General features: G+C 46.6%; 16 protein-coding genes. 11 read left to right on the plus strand and 5 right to left on the minus strand.

The annotated features are described in order from the left end of the window. Positions 1-57: 57 nt before the first annotated feature. The gene (locus ACN6MW_RS20785) at positions 58-2,493 is read left to right on the plus strand and encodes an EAL domain-containing protein (RefSeq protein WP_419871874.1); all 2,436 of its coding nucleotides are present in this window, start codon (positions 58-60) and stop codon (positions 2,491-2,493) included. Positions 2,494-2,558: 65 nt separating this feature from the next. Here ACN6MW_RS20785 and ACN6MW_RS20790 read toward each other — a convergent pair whose 3' ends face one another. Both ACN6MW_RS20790 and ACN6MW_RS20795 read right to left on the minus strand, forming a co-directional pair. After that, entirely contained in the window at positions 2,559-2,750 is a 192-nt protein-coding gene (locus ACN6MW_RS20790) for a cysteine-rich CWC family protein (protein ID WP_419871875.1), read from the minus strand. Between the two features lie 76 nt (positions 2,751-2,826). Beyond that, positions 2,827-3,633 carry a Cof-type HAD-IIB family hydrolase gene (locus tag ACN6MW_RS20795; RefSeq protein ID WP_419871876.1) on the minus strand — a complete coding sequence of 269 codons (807 nt, stop codon included), beginning with the start codon at positions 3,631-3,633 and terminating at the stop codon, positions 2,827-2,829. Positions 3,634-3,809: 176 nt separating this feature from the next. On the opposite strand from ACN6MW_RS20795, the gene ACN6MW_RS20800 reads away from it, so the two are divergent. The 4 genes from ACN6MW_RS20800 (at position 3,810) to ACN6MW_RS20815 (ending at position 6,907) form a co-directional block, all read left to right on the plus strand. After that, on the plus strand, positions 3,810-5,234 hold the full coding sequence (locus ACN6MW_RS20800) for a S41 family peptidase (RefSeq protein WP_419871877.1): 1,425 nt from the start codon (positions 3,810-3,812) through the stop codon (positions 5,232-5,234). 68 nt (positions 5,235-5,302) lie between these two features. Then, positions 5,303-5,524 carry a DUF1450 domain-containing protein gene (locus ACN6MW_RS20805; protein ID WP_419871878.1) on the plus strand — a complete coding sequence of 74 codons (222 nt, stop codon included), beginning with the start codon at positions 5,303-5,305 and terminating at the stop codon, positions 5,522-5,524. A 95-nt stretch (positions 5,525-5,619) separates the two neighbouring features. Further along, on the plus strand, positions 5,620-6,123 hold the full coding sequence (locus ACN6MW_RS20810) for a ferritin (RefSeq protein ID WP_308997259.1): 504 nt from the start codon (positions 5,620-5,622) through the stop codon (positions 6,121-6,123). 169 nt (positions 6,124-6,292) lie between these two features. After that, a complete protein-coding gene (locus tag ACN6MW_RS20815; protein WP_419871879.1) occupies positions 6,293-6,907 on the plus strand; it encodes a fumarylacetoacetate hydrolase family protein in 615 nt (204 codons plus the stop codon). Here the strand turns inward: ACN6MW_RS20815 and ACN6MW_RS20820 are convergent. After that, complete coding sequence (locus ACN6MW_RS20820) at positions 6,902-8,491, minus strand: PucR family transcriptional regulator (RefSeq protein ID WP_419871880.1); 1,590 nt, start codon at positions 8,489-8,491, stop codon at positions 6,902-6,904. The genes ACN6MW_RS20815 and ACN6MW_RS20820 overlap by 6 nt on opposite strands. Positions 8,492-8,765: 274 nt before the next feature. On the opposite strand from ACN6MW_RS20820, the gene ACN6MW_RS20825 reads away from it, so the two are divergent. Genes ACN6MW_RS20825 through ACN6MW_RS20850 form a run of 6 tightly spaced genes read left to right on the plus strand, consistent with a single transcriptional unit; the run spans position 8,766 to position 13,291 of the window. Further along, the gene (locus tag ACN6MW_RS20825; protein ID WP_419871881.1) at positions 8,766-9,626 is read left to right on the plus strand and encodes a substrate-binding periplasmic protein; all 861 of its coding nucleotides are present in this window, start codon (positions 8,766-8,768) and stop codon (positions 9,624-9,626) included. A 29-nt stretch (positions 9,627-9,655) separates the two neighbouring features. Continuing rightward, complete coding sequence (locus ACN6MW_RS20830) at positions 9,656-10,306, plus strand: amino acid ABC transporter permease (protein WP_419871882.1); 651 nt, start codon at positions 9,656-9,658, stop codon at positions 10,304-10,306. 11 nt (positions 10,307-10,317) lie between these two features. Beyond that, positions 10,318-11,097 (plus strand): amino acid ABC transporter ATP-binding protein, encoded by a 780-nt coding sequence (locus ACN6MW_RS20835; protein ID WP_419871883.1) that lies wholly within the window; start codon positions 10,318-10,320, stop codon positions 11,095-11,097. Position 11,098: 1 nt separating this feature from the next. After that, positions 11,099-12,013, plus strand: coding sequence for a nitrilase-related carbon-nitrogen hydrolase (locus ACN6MW_RS20840; protein ID WP_364144082.1), 915 nt, complete (start codon positions 11,099-11,101; stop codon positions 12,011-12,013). Next, complete coding sequence (locus tag ACN6MW_RS20845; RefSeq protein WP_419871884.1) at positions 12,014-12,787, plus strand: sulfite exporter TauE/SafE family protein; 774 nt, start codon at positions 12,014-12,016, stop codon at positions 12,785-12,787. Positions 12,788-12,811: 24 nt separating this feature from the next. Next, the gene (locus ACN6MW_RS20850) at positions 12,812-13,291 is read left to right on the plus strand and encodes a YhcH/YjgK/YiaL family protein (RefSeq protein WP_419871885.1); all 480 of its coding nucleotides are present in this window, start codon (positions 12,812-12,814) and stop codon (positions 13,289-13,291) included. Positions 13,292-13,479: 188 nt separating this feature from the next. Here the strand turns inward: ACN6MW_RS20850 and ACN6MW_RS20855 are convergent, their stop codons facing one another. Both ACN6MW_RS20855 and ACN6MW_RS20860 read right to left on the minus strand, forming a co-directional pair. Beyond that, positions 13,480-14,478, minus strand: a complete 999-nt coding sequence (locus ACN6MW_RS20855; RefSeq protein ID WP_419871886.1) for an HD domain-containing phosphohydrolase — start codon at positions 14,476-14,478, stop codon at positions 13,480-13,482. A gap of 18 nt (positions 14,479-14,496) precedes the next feature. After that, complete coding sequence (locus ACN6MW_RS20860) at positions 14,497-16,731, minus strand: UvrD-helicase domain-containing protein (RefSeq protein ID WP_419871887.1); 2,235 nt, start codon at positions 16,729-16,731, stop codon at positions 14,497-14,499. Positions 16,732-16,770: the final 39 nt, after the last annotated feature.

Raw genomic sequence — 16,770 nt, forward strand, 5'->3', positions numbered from 1 at the left:
GTATAATAAAAGAGTGCTCTTACAGATTGCTATTTTAGACAGAACTGAGGGGAAGAAATGGAGCATGTTCACGGAACGTATGATAGTTTATTAGTCGTTTTTTCTTATCTTATTGCGGTAATGGCTTCGTATACGGCACTTGACTTGGCAGGCAGGGTAAGCACCTCCAAAGGCAGTACGAGGATTAAGTGGCTGATGTTCGGCGCGGCTTCGATGGGGATGGGAATATGGTCCATGCATTTTATCGGCATGCTCGCATTAACGCTTCCCATTTCGGTCGAATATGATTTAGTCATCGTGCTGCTGTCTGTTTTCGCTGCCATCGGCGCAGCGTTTATTGCGCTTTTTGTTGTTGGACGCAGCGAGCTGACGGGTACCCAGTTGCTAATAGGCGGTGTGCTGCTCGCAACGGGAATCTCGGTTATGCACTACGTCGGGATGGCGGCGATGCTGATACCAATTACATATGATCCATTCACCTTCGTGCTTTCAATTCTGATTGCGTTTGGCGCATCCATCGCGGCTTTATGGCTGTCTTTCTATTTCCGGAAAGGCGATCAGCAGGGGGAGCTGTGGAAGAAGCTTGCAAGCGGCGCAATTATGGGAGCAGCTATCGTAGGCATGCATTTTACGGGCATGCAGGCTGCCAATTTTCATAACAGCAGCAAGTCGGTACTTTTTTACGGCGTGATTTTGGATCAAAAATGGCTGGCGTATTTTATTTCGGCAGGCACCTTTTTTACACTCGGATTTTCACTATTAGGCATCTATATTTCAAAGCGGCTTGCACGCAAGGATTCTGAAATCGAGCAAAACGAGAAGTGGTATAGGTCGCTGTACGAAAATAATCAAGATGGCATCGTATCCGTCGATTTGCAGCGCCGGGTCATAAGCCATAATTCCATTGCTCTGCAGATAACGGGCTATAGCACCAAAGAGGTCGTTAACCAGCCGATTTCCACGTTGAACGAAATCATTATCCCGGAAGATCAGGAACGCGTGAAACAGATGTTTCAGCGGTCATTTGAGGGTGAAACGTTAAATCATGAAACCTCGATTATCCGTACAGACGGAAAGAGACTCGATTTAAGCGTTACGAATGTGCCGGTTATAATCGAAGGCAGCGTGGTAGGCAGCTATATCATTTTTAAAGATATTACCGAAGAGAAGCAGGCGAAGAATCGAATCAATCATCTGGCCTTCCATGATGAGCTGACGGGCTTGCCCAACCGCCGCATGTTTAATAAAAAAATTGCCGAGGCCATAGCGGAGAACAACGAAGCCCAGCTGCCATTTGCCGTCATGGTGCTTGATATCGACCGTTTTAAAATGATTAATGACTCGCTTGGCCATACAGTTGGCGATCAATTTCTGCAAGAAGTAAGCATGCGCATCCAGAAAGAGTTAAAGGGGCATGATGCCATGCTGGCTCGTATGGGCGGAGATGAATTCACGCTGCTTTGCCGTCATTATGACTCGCTGGAAACCATCGAGCTTTTGGCTAAAAAGATCATCAAGACGATTCAAACGCCGTACCGTTTGATGGACAACGACTTTTACGTTTCCGCGAGCATTGGCATCTCTTTGTTTCCGAGTGATGGACAAGACGCGGTTCAACTGCTGAAAAATGCCGACACGGCCATGTACGAGGTAAAGAAAAAAGGAAAAAACGACTATTTATTTTACTCTAACGAGCTCGATCAGAAGCTGCTTGAGAAAATTGAATTAGAAGGCGACCTTAGAAAAGCAATCGAACGGGGCGAGTTGCTGCTACATTATCAACCGCAAATCCGGACCGAGGATCATGCGATGATCGGAATCGAGGCGCTCGTGCGCTGGGAGCATCCGACCAAGGGAATGTTAAGTCCCGGCCTCTTTATTCCGATTGCGGAAGAGACTGGACTTATTTATGAAATGGGTACGTGGGTGCTGCGCGAAGCCTGCCGGCAAATGCGGATGTGGCATGATGAAGGCGGACCGCTCATTCCGATTTCCGTCAACTTGTCCTCGCAGCAATTCCATCAGCCCCAGTTGGCGGAATATATCATGGCTATTTTGGAAGAGACAGGTCTGGAACCGAAGTTTTTGGAGCTGGAAATTACGGAAAGCATGATGATGGACGCCTCGATTTCAAGCAGCATATTAAATCAGCTCAATGATTACGGAATAAGAATCAGCTTGGATGATTTCGGTACGGGCTACAGCTCGCTTAGCTATTTAAAAATGTTTCCTATTCATAAGGTGAAGATCGACCGGTCTTTTATTCGCGATATTACGGAGAACAACAATGACAGGGCGATCGTGTCAACGATTATCGCCATGGCGCAGCATTTGAACATGGAGGTTATCGCGGAAGGCATCGAAACGAAGGACCAGCTTGATATTTTAACGGACAATGCGTGCAGTAAGATTCAAGGCTATTATTTCAGCAAGCCGTTATCGGCAGGCACGGTAGAGCAGCGTTTCTTCATACCCGGACGAAAAGAAAAATAAATAAGAGGCTATTTAGGGCAAGCGATGTGCCTGAACAGCCTTAAGCCTTAGCGGTATTTTTCCTCTTAGGTCATAACATCATCCCGAAAGGCCGCGGCGCATAATTTGCAAATGCAGGCTTTGCCGCGCTGCAGCTCGGGAAGCTTCTGAAGCAGCTCTTTCGGGAATTGCTCATGGAAGCACCAGCAGACTTCCTGTTTTTCTTCGTAGGCTTTAATCCCGCATTCATTGGGCCTGCCGCATAACGGACAATTCATTAGCACGCGCTCCTTATTCTAACGAAACAGCCCCTTCGCTTAAGCGAAAGGGCTGTTTCGCATATTTTATCTGAAATTATTCAGACGCTGCTTGCAGCACGAACTTCTCAATAACGTGGCGAACGCCTTCCTCGTTATTCGACAGCGTGACATAGTCAGCGATATCCTTAAGGGATTGAATGGCGTTCCCCATTGCTACGCCAAGGCCAGCAGCAAGAATCATTTCATTGTCATTCCAAGCATCGCCGAGGGCAATGGTTTGATCCATGGTGCAGCCCAAATGCTCGGCCATAAATTTCAAGGCATGCCCTTTCGTGCCTTCCTTATGCATAAACTCGAGATAATGCGCCTTCGACTTTGTAATATGCACGCGGTCGCCAACCTGAAGCTTAAGCTGCTCAGCGATTTCGTCGAGGCGGGAGGGCTCGTCGATCATCAGCATTTTATTCATCGGAAAGTCCAGTAATTTATTGAAATCAGGCTCGATTTTGTAAGGGATGTTGGAGAGCTTGGAATAAGCTTTTATTTTATCGTTGTCCTCTGTGCCGTAAAGCTCGTCATCGACATAAAGCTGCAGATGAAGACCATTTTCCTCGGCAAATGCGTGAATCTCCTTGGCCGCATCGATAGGGACGTTTCTCTCATATAATACTTGTCCGTCCAGCAGCGTTTTGACGAGGGCTCCTTGATAAGTAATAATAGGAACATTGAGATCGATTTGCTTAGCGATCTTTTGAGCGGAAGCAAACATGCGTCCGGTTGCCAGCGTTACCGTTACGCCTTGGGCGATAGCGGCTTCCATGGCTTGCTTCGTGCCCTCCGTTACGATTAGATCATCCGTTAATAACGTGTCGTCAACATCAATTGCGATAAGTTTATACATACTAGCGGTGAAGCTCCTCTCCAGCTCTTTATAGTTAAGATTAGGTTGATTGTAGCTAAAATGCACCACACATACAAGACTAAGCATGTGCTTTCGAAGTAAGTTTTGCTTCACAAAACCAAGCGTATGCTTTCGAAGTAAGTTTTACTTCGTAAAACTTTTGAGGAGATGAACAGATGAACTATTTTACATCAGCGGCTGCGAAACAACGGTTTCTTTCATTTTGCGTGCTGGGGGCGGTCTTGTTTACGGCCATTGGTTTTGCAATCGGGCTTCTTTGGATGGGAAATCGTTACCCGATGCTGAAAGAACCGGCCTTTCAGCAGTTTACGGTCACATACAACAAAATAATAAATGATTATTTGAACGGAGCAGAGCCGAAGAAGCTTATCAACGGTGCGGCTGTAGGCATGGTCAGCTCGCTTGAGGACCCTTATTCCCGATATTTGGTCGAGGAGAAAGGCGATGCGTACACGCAGTCCTATGAAGGCGAAATATTCGGCATCGGTGCCGAGATCCGGGAAGAAGAGGGCGAGTTCGTCATTACCGGACTTACGAAAGGGGCTCCTGCCGAACGCGGAGGCTTGCTGCCGGGAGACATTATTATTTCCGTGGATAATCAGAAACTGAGCGGCAAGACGTTTGAAGAGCTGCTTGGCATAATTAGAGGCAAAGAAGGAACATCCGTGTCGCTGCAGGTGCAAAGACCGAATCAGGCAGAGCTTATCGCTTTGACGTTGAAAAGGGAAGCGATCCCCGTCCATACGGTTACATCGGAGCTTCTGGAGGGCGGGATCGGCCATGTGACGATCAGCCGGTTTGCCGAGAAAACGGCGGATGAATTTGAGGCTGCAATCAAGGAGCTTCAGGAGAAGCAGCCGCTTAAGGGCTTGCTGCTCGACATGCGCTCTAACCCGGGCGGGCTGCTGCAGCCTACGATCAAGATTGCAAGCACGCTTATTCCAAAGGATAAAGTAATTCTGAATGTCGTTTACAAAAACGAACGTCAAACCATTTCCTACAAGTCGAAGCAGGAGAAGGATTGGACCATTCCGATTGCCGTGCTCGTAAACGGGCAGTCCGCCAGCGCGAGCGAGGTGCTGACCGCAGCTTTGAAGGAGTCTGCGGGGGCAACGGTTATCGGAGAGAAAACGTATGGCAAAGGCGTCGTGCAAGGCTTTAATCAATTTAAGGACGGCTCCGTCCTGAGCTTGACCGAAGCGCAGTGGAAGACGCCAGCAGGTACATGGATCAACAAAACAGGCGTATCGCCGGATTTTGCCGTGTCGCTTCCCGCCTATACGGAGCTAAGGCCGCTTGCGATCGGTACGGATATGAAGGTGGGCAGCTACGGCGAGGACGTGAAGACGCTGCAGTTGATGCTGAAGGAGCTTGGTTATACGCCGGCCGGACAGGAAGGGATGTTCGACAAACAGACTTCGGAGGCATTGCGGAAATTCCAAACGGCCGAGAAGCTTGAGGCTACTGGAAGCTTTAACGACAAAACGGGCTATCAGCTCCTCGAGAGACTTCGGGAGAAGCTGGCCAAAGAGGACAGCCAGCTCATAAAAGGACTAGAGGTACTTAAAAATCGCAGTTGACAACGGGGATGATAATCATTATCATCAAATAGAAAGCAAATCCTTCGTTGCGCTGCGGGGTGAATCGGATGAAGAAGATTAAGTATTGCAAAAGGAATCTAAAAAACGGCTCGGAACCGATCTATAAGGCTATGAAAGATCGATATCCGGACATCAAGCAGAAGAAAAGCGATTGTCTAGGCGATTGCAAAACCTGTAAGCTGGAGTGTTTCGTCGTCATTAAGTCGAAGACGGTTAGCGCGCCGTCAGCAGAGAAGCTCTACAAGCGGTTAAAGAAAATGATCGGATAATCATTTGATATGGTTACATTTACAAGAACGGCATTTGCCGTTCTTTATTTTTATGTTAGAATAAGTACAATCTAGGAAGGTTGAGGTGCATGAGCATGAATGATGGACTAGCAGAAGCATTAAATGAACAAATGAACTTTGAATTTTATTCAGCGCATGTGTATCTTGCGATGGCAGCGTATTGTTCCGGTGAAAGTCTAGACGGTTTCGCTAACTTCTTCATTGTACAAGCAGAGGAAGAACGTTTTCATGCTATGAAAATCTATAAATTTTTGAACGACCGCGGCCGTCGCGCTACGCTATCCGCTCTTGGAGAGCCGAATAACGAGTACGCGTCTATCCTTGACACGTTCGAGCAAGGCTACGGTCACGAGCAGCAAAATACGAAACGTTTCTACAATTTGTCTGATCTTGCTATCAATGATCGCGAGCATGCGACGATCAACTTTCTCAAATGGTTTATCGACGAGCAGGTAGAAGAAGAAGCACTCTTCGATAACATTATCCATAAGCTGAAGCGCATCGATAAAGACAGCAACGCGTTCTATATGCTCGATGCCGAGTTTGCCGGACGTTCCTTCACACCGCCGGCGCTGTAAATCGGACCGGCAAGCAATAGTAAATAAAGGAGAGACCGTCTGCGCAGTAGAACCTTCTACTCGTGAAACGGTCTCTTTCTACTTTTATATAGATTTGACGGGGGTTATGCAGTAAAGTCTTATAGGGAATACCGGACAACCCATGCTTATTAAAGGAGAAGAAGCAGAAATGAATATAAAGGAATATATGCGGCATACGCGTAAAATAATCGGAGTCGGTCCCAATTTTAAAGCGTTCCGAGCACAAAAGGGAATTACGCATGAAAAAGATCCCTTATTGTTCTTAAAAACGCCCGGAAGTTTGACGAATGAGCGTGACATCTTTTTATCGCCGCTCTTAACAGAATTTATTTGTGAGGTCGAGATGGCTGTCATTATCGGCCAAGATGCGAAACATGTTGCAGAGCATGAGGCTGCATCCATCATAGCGGGTTACGCTATTGCAAATGATATTACGGCTAGTGCACATTTTAATAGCGGTCGTTTTAAGATGTTCGACCAAATGACACCGATTGGAGCAGTGGCAGCAATCGAGGATCCTTGTAATGTCGATTTGGAAATGTGGGTGAATGGATCTCTCATTCAAAAGGATAATACGTCAAACTTGTTATTTTCAGCTCACTGGCTAGTGTCGCATATTTCAAGCATGGCTAAGCTAATGAAGGGCGATATCATTTTGACAGGGACCCCAGCTAACCCGTTAGCTTGCCAGATTGGCGATGTAATTGAGTTAAGGAGCCCTCAGCTAGGCAATCATAAGCATACGATCCATCAGGAGCTATGATCCCATCATAGTTCCTTTTTTGTTTGAAAAAGCAAATACTTTGACGGCCATTTGCAGTTGAAAGCGCATATCGGGATCCTTTAAATTGATTTGCAGTAAGCTTTGAATGCGGTCTAACCGGTATACGATTGAGTTATAATGGCAAAAAAGCGCGCTCGCACTTTCTTTTATATTGCCGCCGTATTGCAAGTAGACGATTAACGTTTCAACTAATTTGGAGTGGTGATGATTGTCATGGTCCTGCAGAGGCTGGATGTACTGAAATAATTGCTTTTTAATGGATTCTTGATCCGACAGAACGTGGAAAATGGGAAACATGCCAAGCTTATCGTAGTAACAAATGATTTCGCTGGGTTGAATAAACACCCATAATTCTAGTGCGCTAACGGCTTCTTTATAGCCTTCGTGAATGTGATTAATCATTTTGACGCTGCTGATCCCTAATCGAAGGGCAGGCATTTTTAAACAAAGGCTAAGCTCAGCATGAATCCTGCTATACACGTTTGAATCGGCTGTGAGATGTTTGGGGATGAGCAGCACCCATACATTGCCTAGATTAAGCATAATGATTCTCTGCATAATGCAATAACTCTTTGCCCTCATAATTTCTCTTTGCGAATAAGGGATAAGGTTTGAGGTCAGGCAAACGCTATAATCGGATTCTAGTTGAAGTCCGGAGGTAGCTGACTGAAGAGCGATTACTTGCGGATCCGTTATTTCACCAAGTACCCACGTTTTTAGAAATAAGTCTTTGCGGTGATCTTCTAGGCTGCTCAATGAATGCTGTTTACTTAGGTGTAAGGTCAATAAGTTTACCGTGTGCTGAAGCAGCAGCTGCAGCGGCTCCCAATCCTCCTCGCGGCATCCCCAACATATCAAATATGCCATCGTTTCTTTGTTTCTCTCAATGGGAATATAGAGCTTAGCCTTATCGTTATCGAGCCAAAAGCAAGGAAGCGTGCTCGCTAGCGACTTCAGATAGGCTGGAATAAGTCGAGTTGATTCCGGCCAAGCATGGGTCAGAGCAGCCCCTTGAGGTAAAGCCTCGGACTCGCAGGTGATGAAATCGGCGTGCAGCCCTGTACATTTAATAAAGGTATCCATAAATGTTTTGATATTTTCACCCATAATCAAAGTGCTCGTTAGCAGTTGGATTTTATTATGCTGCTCTACAAGCCATTTGGAATTGTTTTGGAGCACCTCCTCCAGAACATCAGAGATCGTTTGGGAATAACCGATTTGGTAGGCTAGCTCTAATATGGGAAGTCCATATTCATTCGAGAGGTCAATCATTTTCTTTGGAACCTGAGGAAGGTATCGCTTTGTTTTAATGCCGATCGCTGCAATGCCATTTTCAGAGAGCTTAGGAATTAATTCATTTTGAGCGTTAGGATTATCTTTAATCGAATAAGCGGTCGTAAGCAGTAAGTCGCCATGACGTACCCAATTAAAAACGTCGGGGACTTCCATCACGTTTATGTTTGTTATACGACGATGCAAACCGTTCGCACCGCTAATAACCGGCTGGCTTCCAAACAAGTAAGGTCTATGCGTAATTAATTCTTGAACACTAATACCACTCATGCCATCGTCCTCCTCATGCATTTTATGTTAGTTAATCTAACATAAAATGCATGAGGAATACAGTGCTATTTTAGCGATGATTGCTAAGTGGTTAAAGCACTTTTCACTGTTATATAGGGGGTATTCAAGTGTTTGTTTTGTGGAAGATGATGGCCCTTTGTGATTAATCACCAAAATGGAAGAGGAAATTTGTGATAGAACTCCAATGTAAATGACAGATATATGTTATACAATCTTACACATAAAGACATTAACAAAATGGGAGTTGGGGAAAATGAAGAAGCTTACAGTACTTAGTGTTCTTTTGGTTATTGCGTCCTTACTAGTGGTTACGGCTTGCGGATCAAATGCTACGACTGCCAAACCATCAGGGGAGAAGCCTGCCAATGCTGCCGAAGCTGAGCCAACCGAGACTGCCAATTCGACGACAGTGGATGAAATTAAAGAAAGAGGCAAGCTGATCATTGGAACAAGCGGTAATTTCCGTCCCATGACTTTTATGAATGAAAAAAGCGAAATTGCAGGCTTTGATATTGAAATCGGCACGATGATTGCGGAGAAGCTCGGCGTGGAGATTGAGTTTGTTCCGGGGAATATCGGAGGATTGATTCCTGGTCTGGTTGCAGGGAAGTTTGATCTGGTCATGTCCGCGTTATCCGAAACGGAAGAAAGAAAGAAAAGCATCGATTTCTCAATTCCATACGGAAAAGATGGCACGATTGCAGCTGTTTTGAAGGACAACGCTACTGTTACAGACGTAAATAAGCTAGAAGGTCTAGTAACGGGAGTAATTGGCGGGTCAGGGACGCACACCGCGATTAAAGAAATCGGCGGATACAAGGAATTGAAAGAATATCCGGGCAATGCCGAAGCCTTTACAGATTTAAAGGCAGGCAGAATTGACGTCTATGCCGTAGGCAATATAGCTGCTAATGACTATGTCAAAAATGATAATAGCAACAAACCTTTAAAGCTCGTTGGTGAAGTGGCAGCGATTAAAAACATGGGCGTCGGCATGCGTAAAAACGAGCCTGAACTGAAAGCTGTTATCGATGCGCTAATTGAAGAAAAGCTGAAAGACGGCACGATTGACCAGTTAGCCATGAAATGGATTGGCAATGTGCTTCCGAAATAACAAAAAAATGCAGAAAATGAGTGATGGGCATGGACTGGGAGACAATATCCAACTATTTGCCCCTCTATTTAGAGGGAGCGCTAACGACCTTTAAAATCTCGATACTAGCGATATTATGCGCAACTGCAATTGGGTACGTAATCGCCTTGTTGAGACTTTCCAGCATCGGCGTGTTTCGAGGAATGGCCTTCATGTATGTATGGGTATTTCGAGGCACTCCCTTGATGCTAACCCTATTCTGGCTTTATTACGCTACGCCCTTTGGGCTCACGCTAACGGCGTTTGTTGCAGGGCTTGCCGCAATGTCTATCAATTCAGCCTCTTTTAAATCTGAAATCATTCGAGCGGGATTAATGTCTGTCGATAAAGGGCAACAGGAGGCTGCTGATTCTGTAGGTATGAATCCAATACAAAAGATGATGCGAATAACGATTCCGCAGGCAATAAGGCTTGTGACACCGCCTTATATTAACAATTGTGTCATCATGCTGAAGGAGTCAGCGATAGTATCCATCATTACAGTACCTGATCTTATGCTGGCGGCACAAAGAGCGTACAACAGCTCGTACAGCGTTGCTGAGACGCTCGGCGTTGCCGGTGCCGTTTATTTATCAATGACAAGCGTTCTAATGCTGTTTCAGTACTTAATTGAAAAGAAAATGCGGATCGTGAGGAAATAGGAGGTCAGGCGATGATAAATATCCGGAAATTAAGCAAATCGTTTCATCAGAAAAAAGTACTGGATCAAATAGACCTCGATATTAAAGAAGGCGAAGTCGTATCGATTATAGGACCGAGCGGAGCAGGGAAGAGCACCTTGCTTCGCTGTCTAAACCTGCTGGAGGTTCCTACTTCCGGAGAGATTTATGTGAATACGAGAAAGGCTGAATATAAGACGAATTCTAGCGGCCGACTCACATTCATTTCTCAAATGAAACTCACGTGGCTTCGTTCGGAGGTAAGCATGGTTTTTCAGCAATTTAACCTATGGCCGAACAAAACGGTTCTGGACAATATTACAGAAGGGCCTCGGATCGTGAAGAAGGTGCCGCGTCCAGAGGCGGAGGCGAAAGCCAGGCTGCTTCTGGAGAAAGTAGGGCTATTGGATAAAATCAATGCATATCCCGCAAACTTGTCAGGCGGCCAGCAGCAACGGGTTGCCATAGCGCGTGCTTTGGCAATGGAGCCTAAGATCATTTTGTTCGATGAGCCTACATCGGCTCTTGATCCAGAGCTTGTACAAGAGGTGCTGGATATTATGGTTAAGCTTGCCCGAGAAGGGATGACCATGGTTGTTGTTACACATGAGATGAATTTTGCCCGCAATGTTTCGGATCGCGTGTTGTTTATGGAAGATGGTCAGATTACGAAGAGCGGTAAGCCTGAAGACGTATTTAGCACAACGAATGCAAGAATGAATCAATTTTTACGTAACTTTAGTCACACTGCAGAGCTGAAGGGAGTCAACTGAGATGAAAGTCGCAAGCAGTCAGTACCGAGCTAGGAAGCTAAAATCGATAGAGGATTTTGAGAACCATGTGCGTTGGCATGTTAAGTCAGCAGCTGACCAAGGTGCGGAACTATTATTATTACCTGAGTTTTTTACCATAGAGCTTCTAACCCTGCACCAATTTGATAGTAAAAGCAAGGAAGACGTCACACGGATTTTTGAATGGTTCGGCAAGGAGTATGCAAACGTCCTTAATCCATTATGCGGGTCATTGGCAAGGGAGTACGGAATGACGATTGCAGCCGGTTCGCATTTTGCCTATCGGCCTGCAGATGGCTGCTACTATAATACTGCGTTTGTATTCGGGGCCGACGGTTCCGTGCATAAACAGGATAAAATTCATCCCTCCTATGAGATGGTATACAATAAAGAACTGACTACACCAGGAAACAAACTCGATATATTCGAAATAAACGGAGTGAAATACGGCATTGCCATTTGCTATGATAACTCGTTTCCCGAAGTAGCGCGCATATTAAGTCAAATGGGTGCAGATATCATATTGGCCCCAACCTGCTGCCTGGATGAATGGGGTCAGAGCCGCAACATATTGTTTGCAAAGGCGCGGGCATCGGAGAATCAGGTCTACGTCATTAACAGCCAACTTATAGGTTCCATTCCGTTTCCTGATCACATTCCCTATGGCTTTACCTTTACAGGGAAGAGCGGCATTTATTCACCCATTCAGCCGATGATCAACAGGCCTAATGCTATTGTTAGTCAGGGCGATGCAAATGTGGAAATGGTCGTGGTGGGCGATATTGATTTGGACTATCTGAGGTTCATTCGAGAAAATGGGCATAATCGCAACCGAACAGATATGAGAACGTCTTTCTACCAGCAATATGCTTTTCAAACAAACGGGCTCGGAAAGTAGATGGTCGTTTTGGATATCTTTGCAGTTATGCTTCTAATGGGTTTAGTACTTGGTTTTGCCGGTACTGGAGGTTCTGGGTTTATTATTGGAATATTGGTTGCTGGCTTTGCAATTCCGGTTCATACGGCGCTTGGCACTTCGATAGCCGCTATGGCTTTCACGACGTTATCCGGATCAATCAGTCATATTAAGGAGGGGAACGCGAGGCTGCGTTCCGGTTTGATTATCGGAGCCTTTGGCGCAGGTGGGGCGTATGCTGGGACGTTCTTAGCCCGTTTGATTGCAGAAGAGCAGCTCTTATGGCTGACAAGCGGTATGCTCTTGTTGTCGGGATTGCTTATTTGGCTGCGTACTAGCAGCGTATTTCCAAAAAAGGAATTTCCTCTCGAAGAAGAAACGGTAACGCTGGCTAAGCTAAGATTTTGGTGTTTAGCCATCGTGACGGGCCTTGTTACTGGTTCGCTTTCGGGTATTTTTGGAATTGGGTCAACCCCTTTTATTCAGTTGGCTTTACTTGTTTTGTTCGGTTTTCCGCTTCGTCAGGCAGTTGGAACAACGATGGTCGTTATTTTGCCTATCGCGGTTTTTGGATCCATAGGTTTTTTTCAAGCGGGCTATTTGGACTTTACCTTGCTTATCCAAGTGGTTGCAGGCACGATGATAGGCTCTTATATCGGGGCGAAATTTACGAGAAGGGCGCCAAGACTGCTTTTGCGCTCAGCTATGATTATGACACCAATTGCCGGGGCTCTTCTTCTGCTTGTCAAACTGTAGTGTTAACGGAAGGGAAGTTATACGATGATGATTGGAGATTTCAGCAACTGGCAGACAGAAAAAAGGGTAATTTCGTCAGCTCTTGCGGAAAAATTAGAGTATCTTCGTTTAACTCCATTTGAACAGATGGAGGATGGTGTTTATCCAGCCCTAGACGATGGAACCTATTTAATTATCCAGCATAAGGAACTGCAACCCTATCATGAAGTGATGCCAGAGCAGCATCGGAGCTATGTGGATATTCACTTTATGATATCGGGTATGGAGAAAATGGGGTTTGCAAGAGACTGCGGAAGGAATAAGGCTGTTGCAGTAACACCGGAGGTAGACGATCATACGTTTTTTGAAGCTGTGGAGGCAGAAACGGAGCTTGTTCTATTTCCGGGGCAATATATCGTATTATTGCCTTCTGACATTCATCGGCCATGGTGCAGGGCAGACGGTATGCATAAAGTCAGAAAAGCGCTGCTGAAGGTCCCCGTATGCATACTGGAATTGCAATAGGCAATCTCAGGACTGATTTATTTGTTGGAGAAAAAGTTAGGGCTGCCTCATTAGGTCGTTTTAAGACCTGAAGAAGCAGCCCTTAGCTAAGCTAACTAGTAATAGGGGTTCATCATATCAGTTTCTAGAAACTAGGCAAGCGGCAAACATCACAAGCTTTCCTGTGATGGCTGCCGCTAATTTTTTGGCTATACGGATTCATTATGAATAAGTGCCAGGAATGAGTCGACCAAATCAGGATCAAAATGGCGGCCGCGCTGTTCACTGATGTAGGCAAACGCACGCTGCTCGGACCACTTTTCTTTGTAAGGGCGGGTGCTGGTTAAAGCGTCAAATACATCAACGACACTTACGATACGGGCTTCGATCGGAATGCTTTCGCCGAAAAGCTTTTGCGGATAGCCGGTGCCGTCCCATTTTTCATGATGGTACAAAATAATATTTTTTCCCATGGCGAGCTCCTGGTTGAATAAATCATCATTCAGCTCCGCATATATTTTGTCAATGATATCGACGCCGATCTGCGTGTGCATCTCGACGATTTGCCGCTCGTAATAGGCGAGGGGGCCGGGTTTATACAGAATACCCTCCGGAATTCCTGATTTGCCGATATCATGCAGGATGCTGGAATGGGATACCCGGTTGATAAGCTCCTCGGACCAGCCGAGCTGAAGGCGTTCATTATGAAAACGGGTTAGCCGCTCGGTTAAATCGCGAACGCGCACAAGATGCTGCTCGATACCGGGATCCCGTATTTCGCAAGAGATGGCGAGAACCTTCAGCATGGAGCTTTGAATAGAGCCGATCCGCTCCTCAGGCAAATAAAAGCCTCTTTTTAGCTTCTCCAGCTCGCGAAAGACTCCAATGTAATAAAGCTCCCCTCCAACGGGCAATGGCGTAATCGTAATCGACGAATGCCAGACGCTGCTGTCTCTCCGGCGGTTCGTGAATACGCCCGACCATGGCAAGCCTTGGCGCAGCGCCAGCTTCATTTGCGCATGCGTCTTCTTTGGCGTGTCGGACGTTCGCAAGATACCTGCTTTTTTACCGATGATATCTGCTGACGAGTAACCCGTAATTTTCTCGTAGGCCGGATTGACGGCCAAGATAAGATGCTCTTTATCCGTTATGATGACGGCATCTGCGAGCTTGAGATAAGGAACTAGTTGATCATTTAAGCTGCTCATACTGCGAATCGTTTCTCCTTACTTCTTTTTCTTGGGCAAGGCCTTGATTCCTTGCTCCATGGGCGATTGACACAAAGGACATGCCCGTGCTTCGGTTTGTGAATCCTCATACGTAATGATTCGCTGCCATACCTGGCAGGAAGGGCTGGTACACAGCCAGGACAGCACCGATTCGGAATCGCCGTCCTCCTCTTCCCCGTTCCTAAAGGCCGACCGGATAAATCGCGATAATTCTGCCGGTTTGCCTCGGTAAAGCGCGGGGGAGCTAATATAGAGCTCTTCTTCGGCCCTTGTTACCGCAACATACGCGAGACGTCTTTCTTCCTCTAGTGCTTCGGCAAGCGCGTCATCGCCGGTCTGGATGGAGCTGCGGTCACTGTGCTTATCGGCTGCAAGCGCGGAGCTGTGCGGGAGAATTCCTTCCGAGACGCCGATTACGAATACGACAGGAAACTCGAGTCCCTTGGATTTGTGAATCGACATCAGCGATATCGCGCTGCGGTTATGCTCATGCTTATGGAGCTGCTGCACGGCAGCATGCTTGTCCGTAATATCGTCGATATAGGCTAAAAAAGCTTCAATGGTGTCGTAAGTGCCCGCGGCAGCTTCGAACTCGTCGAGCACTTCCTTAAGCCCTTCTTTGTGCTCCGTCATTTCATGACGCTTGCTTGTTTCGAGAAATTGGTCATAAAAGGCTTGGCGAAGCTGCATAATAGCGGCAGCAGGTTTCAAATCCGTCAATGATTTGATCAGCTTGATGCGTTCTTTGATTTTGTCCTTTTGAAATTCTTTCAGCTGCGGGAACTCTAGCAAATGGATAAGCGGCCATTTTTTTGCCCGCAGCTTATCTTGGTTCCAAATGAAGGCCATTGCTTGTTCCCGATTGACGTAAAGGGAGGGCAGGAGCGTTTCCATAGCATCGAAATTGCGTCGGTCCTGCGCCAGCCGCAAATGGGCAAGAAGAGGCTTGATTGCCCATTGCTCGTAAAAAAGCTGTCCATCGCCGAAATCGATGAACGGAAGCTCTTTGGTCAGCAGCAGCTCGATAAGTGCTCTGCTGCTGCTCGCCGTACGGAACAAGACGGCAAAATCGCCATAGGTACGCTTGCCTTGGTTGATCTGCTCTGTGATCGTATCCGCGATGAGCTTGGCCTCGTCCTGCGTGGTTTTGAGGCGGGCGTAAGAAGGGTTTGCGCCTTTGGGCTTCACGGCCAGCAGAGTTTTCTCCTTGCGAAGCTTATTATATTGAATAATGGCATTGCCAAGACCGACGATTGTGCTTGTCGAGCGGTAGTTAATATCGAGAATATAGGTGGCCGCGCCTGGATATTGATGCTCGAAATTCAAGATATAATCGTTTTTAGCGCCGTTAAACGAATAAATCGTCTGATCGTCATCGCCGACGACCATCAGGTTGTGATGCTTATCGGCAAGCATTTGCACGAGAACGTACTGTACCTGATTGGTATCTTGAAATTCATCGATCATAACATATTGGAATCGCGTTTGAAGCGTTGCTAACAGGGACTCGTCCTCTCTAAGAAGCTTATAAGCCTCCAAAAGAAGATCATCGTAATCGAGCTTATCCATGTCTTTCTTCCACTGTTCGTACCTCGTGAACAGCAGCTTAAGCTCACGCTCCTCCGTCGTCGAAGAAGGAAGGTCGCTCACATTGATCATTTGCAGCTTAATAGCCGAAAGCTGGGCGAGCAGTGTTTCGGGTTCGTATTCGTTTTGCAGGAGGAGCTCCCGCATAAGCCTTTTGAAAAAGATATGCTTCTGGCCGGTTTCACCCAGAATACCCTGGCGGTAACCGCGTCCCCTCAGAAGCTGGAGGCAAAATGAGTGGAAAGTGCGCGCCTCGACGCCGCGTGCCGCCTGCGGATTAACAACGGGCAGCGAATTGATGCGGCTTCGCATTTCATCCGCCGCTTTTTTGGAGAAGGTCATTAGTAAAATATGCTGAGCCCGCACATTCTGTACAGAAAGCAAATAAGCGGTCCGGCATACGAGTACGGAAGTCTTGCCTGAGCCGGCTCCCGCTAGCGTTAGAGCGGGCCCTTGATGATGTCGTACGGCAGCAATTTGCGGCCGGTTAAGGGAAATGCCGTATTGCTCCAGCGCGCGGAAAAAACCGGAATCCCGTTCATCGGAGCCGACAAGCTGGCGGCTCGTCTCGGCCTCCGCTTTGGTCGCATAGGGTACCTCGCTGTTTCTAACGCCAATGGGAAATGTATAATAGTTATTGCTCACTGCTTCATCACCTTTAGAAATAATATTCATTTATTATAA

This window comes from Pristimantibacillus sp. PTI5, from assembly GCF_048572955.1.
Lineage (GTDB): Bacteria > Bacillota > Bacilli > Paenibacillales > Paenibacillaceae > Pristimantibacillus.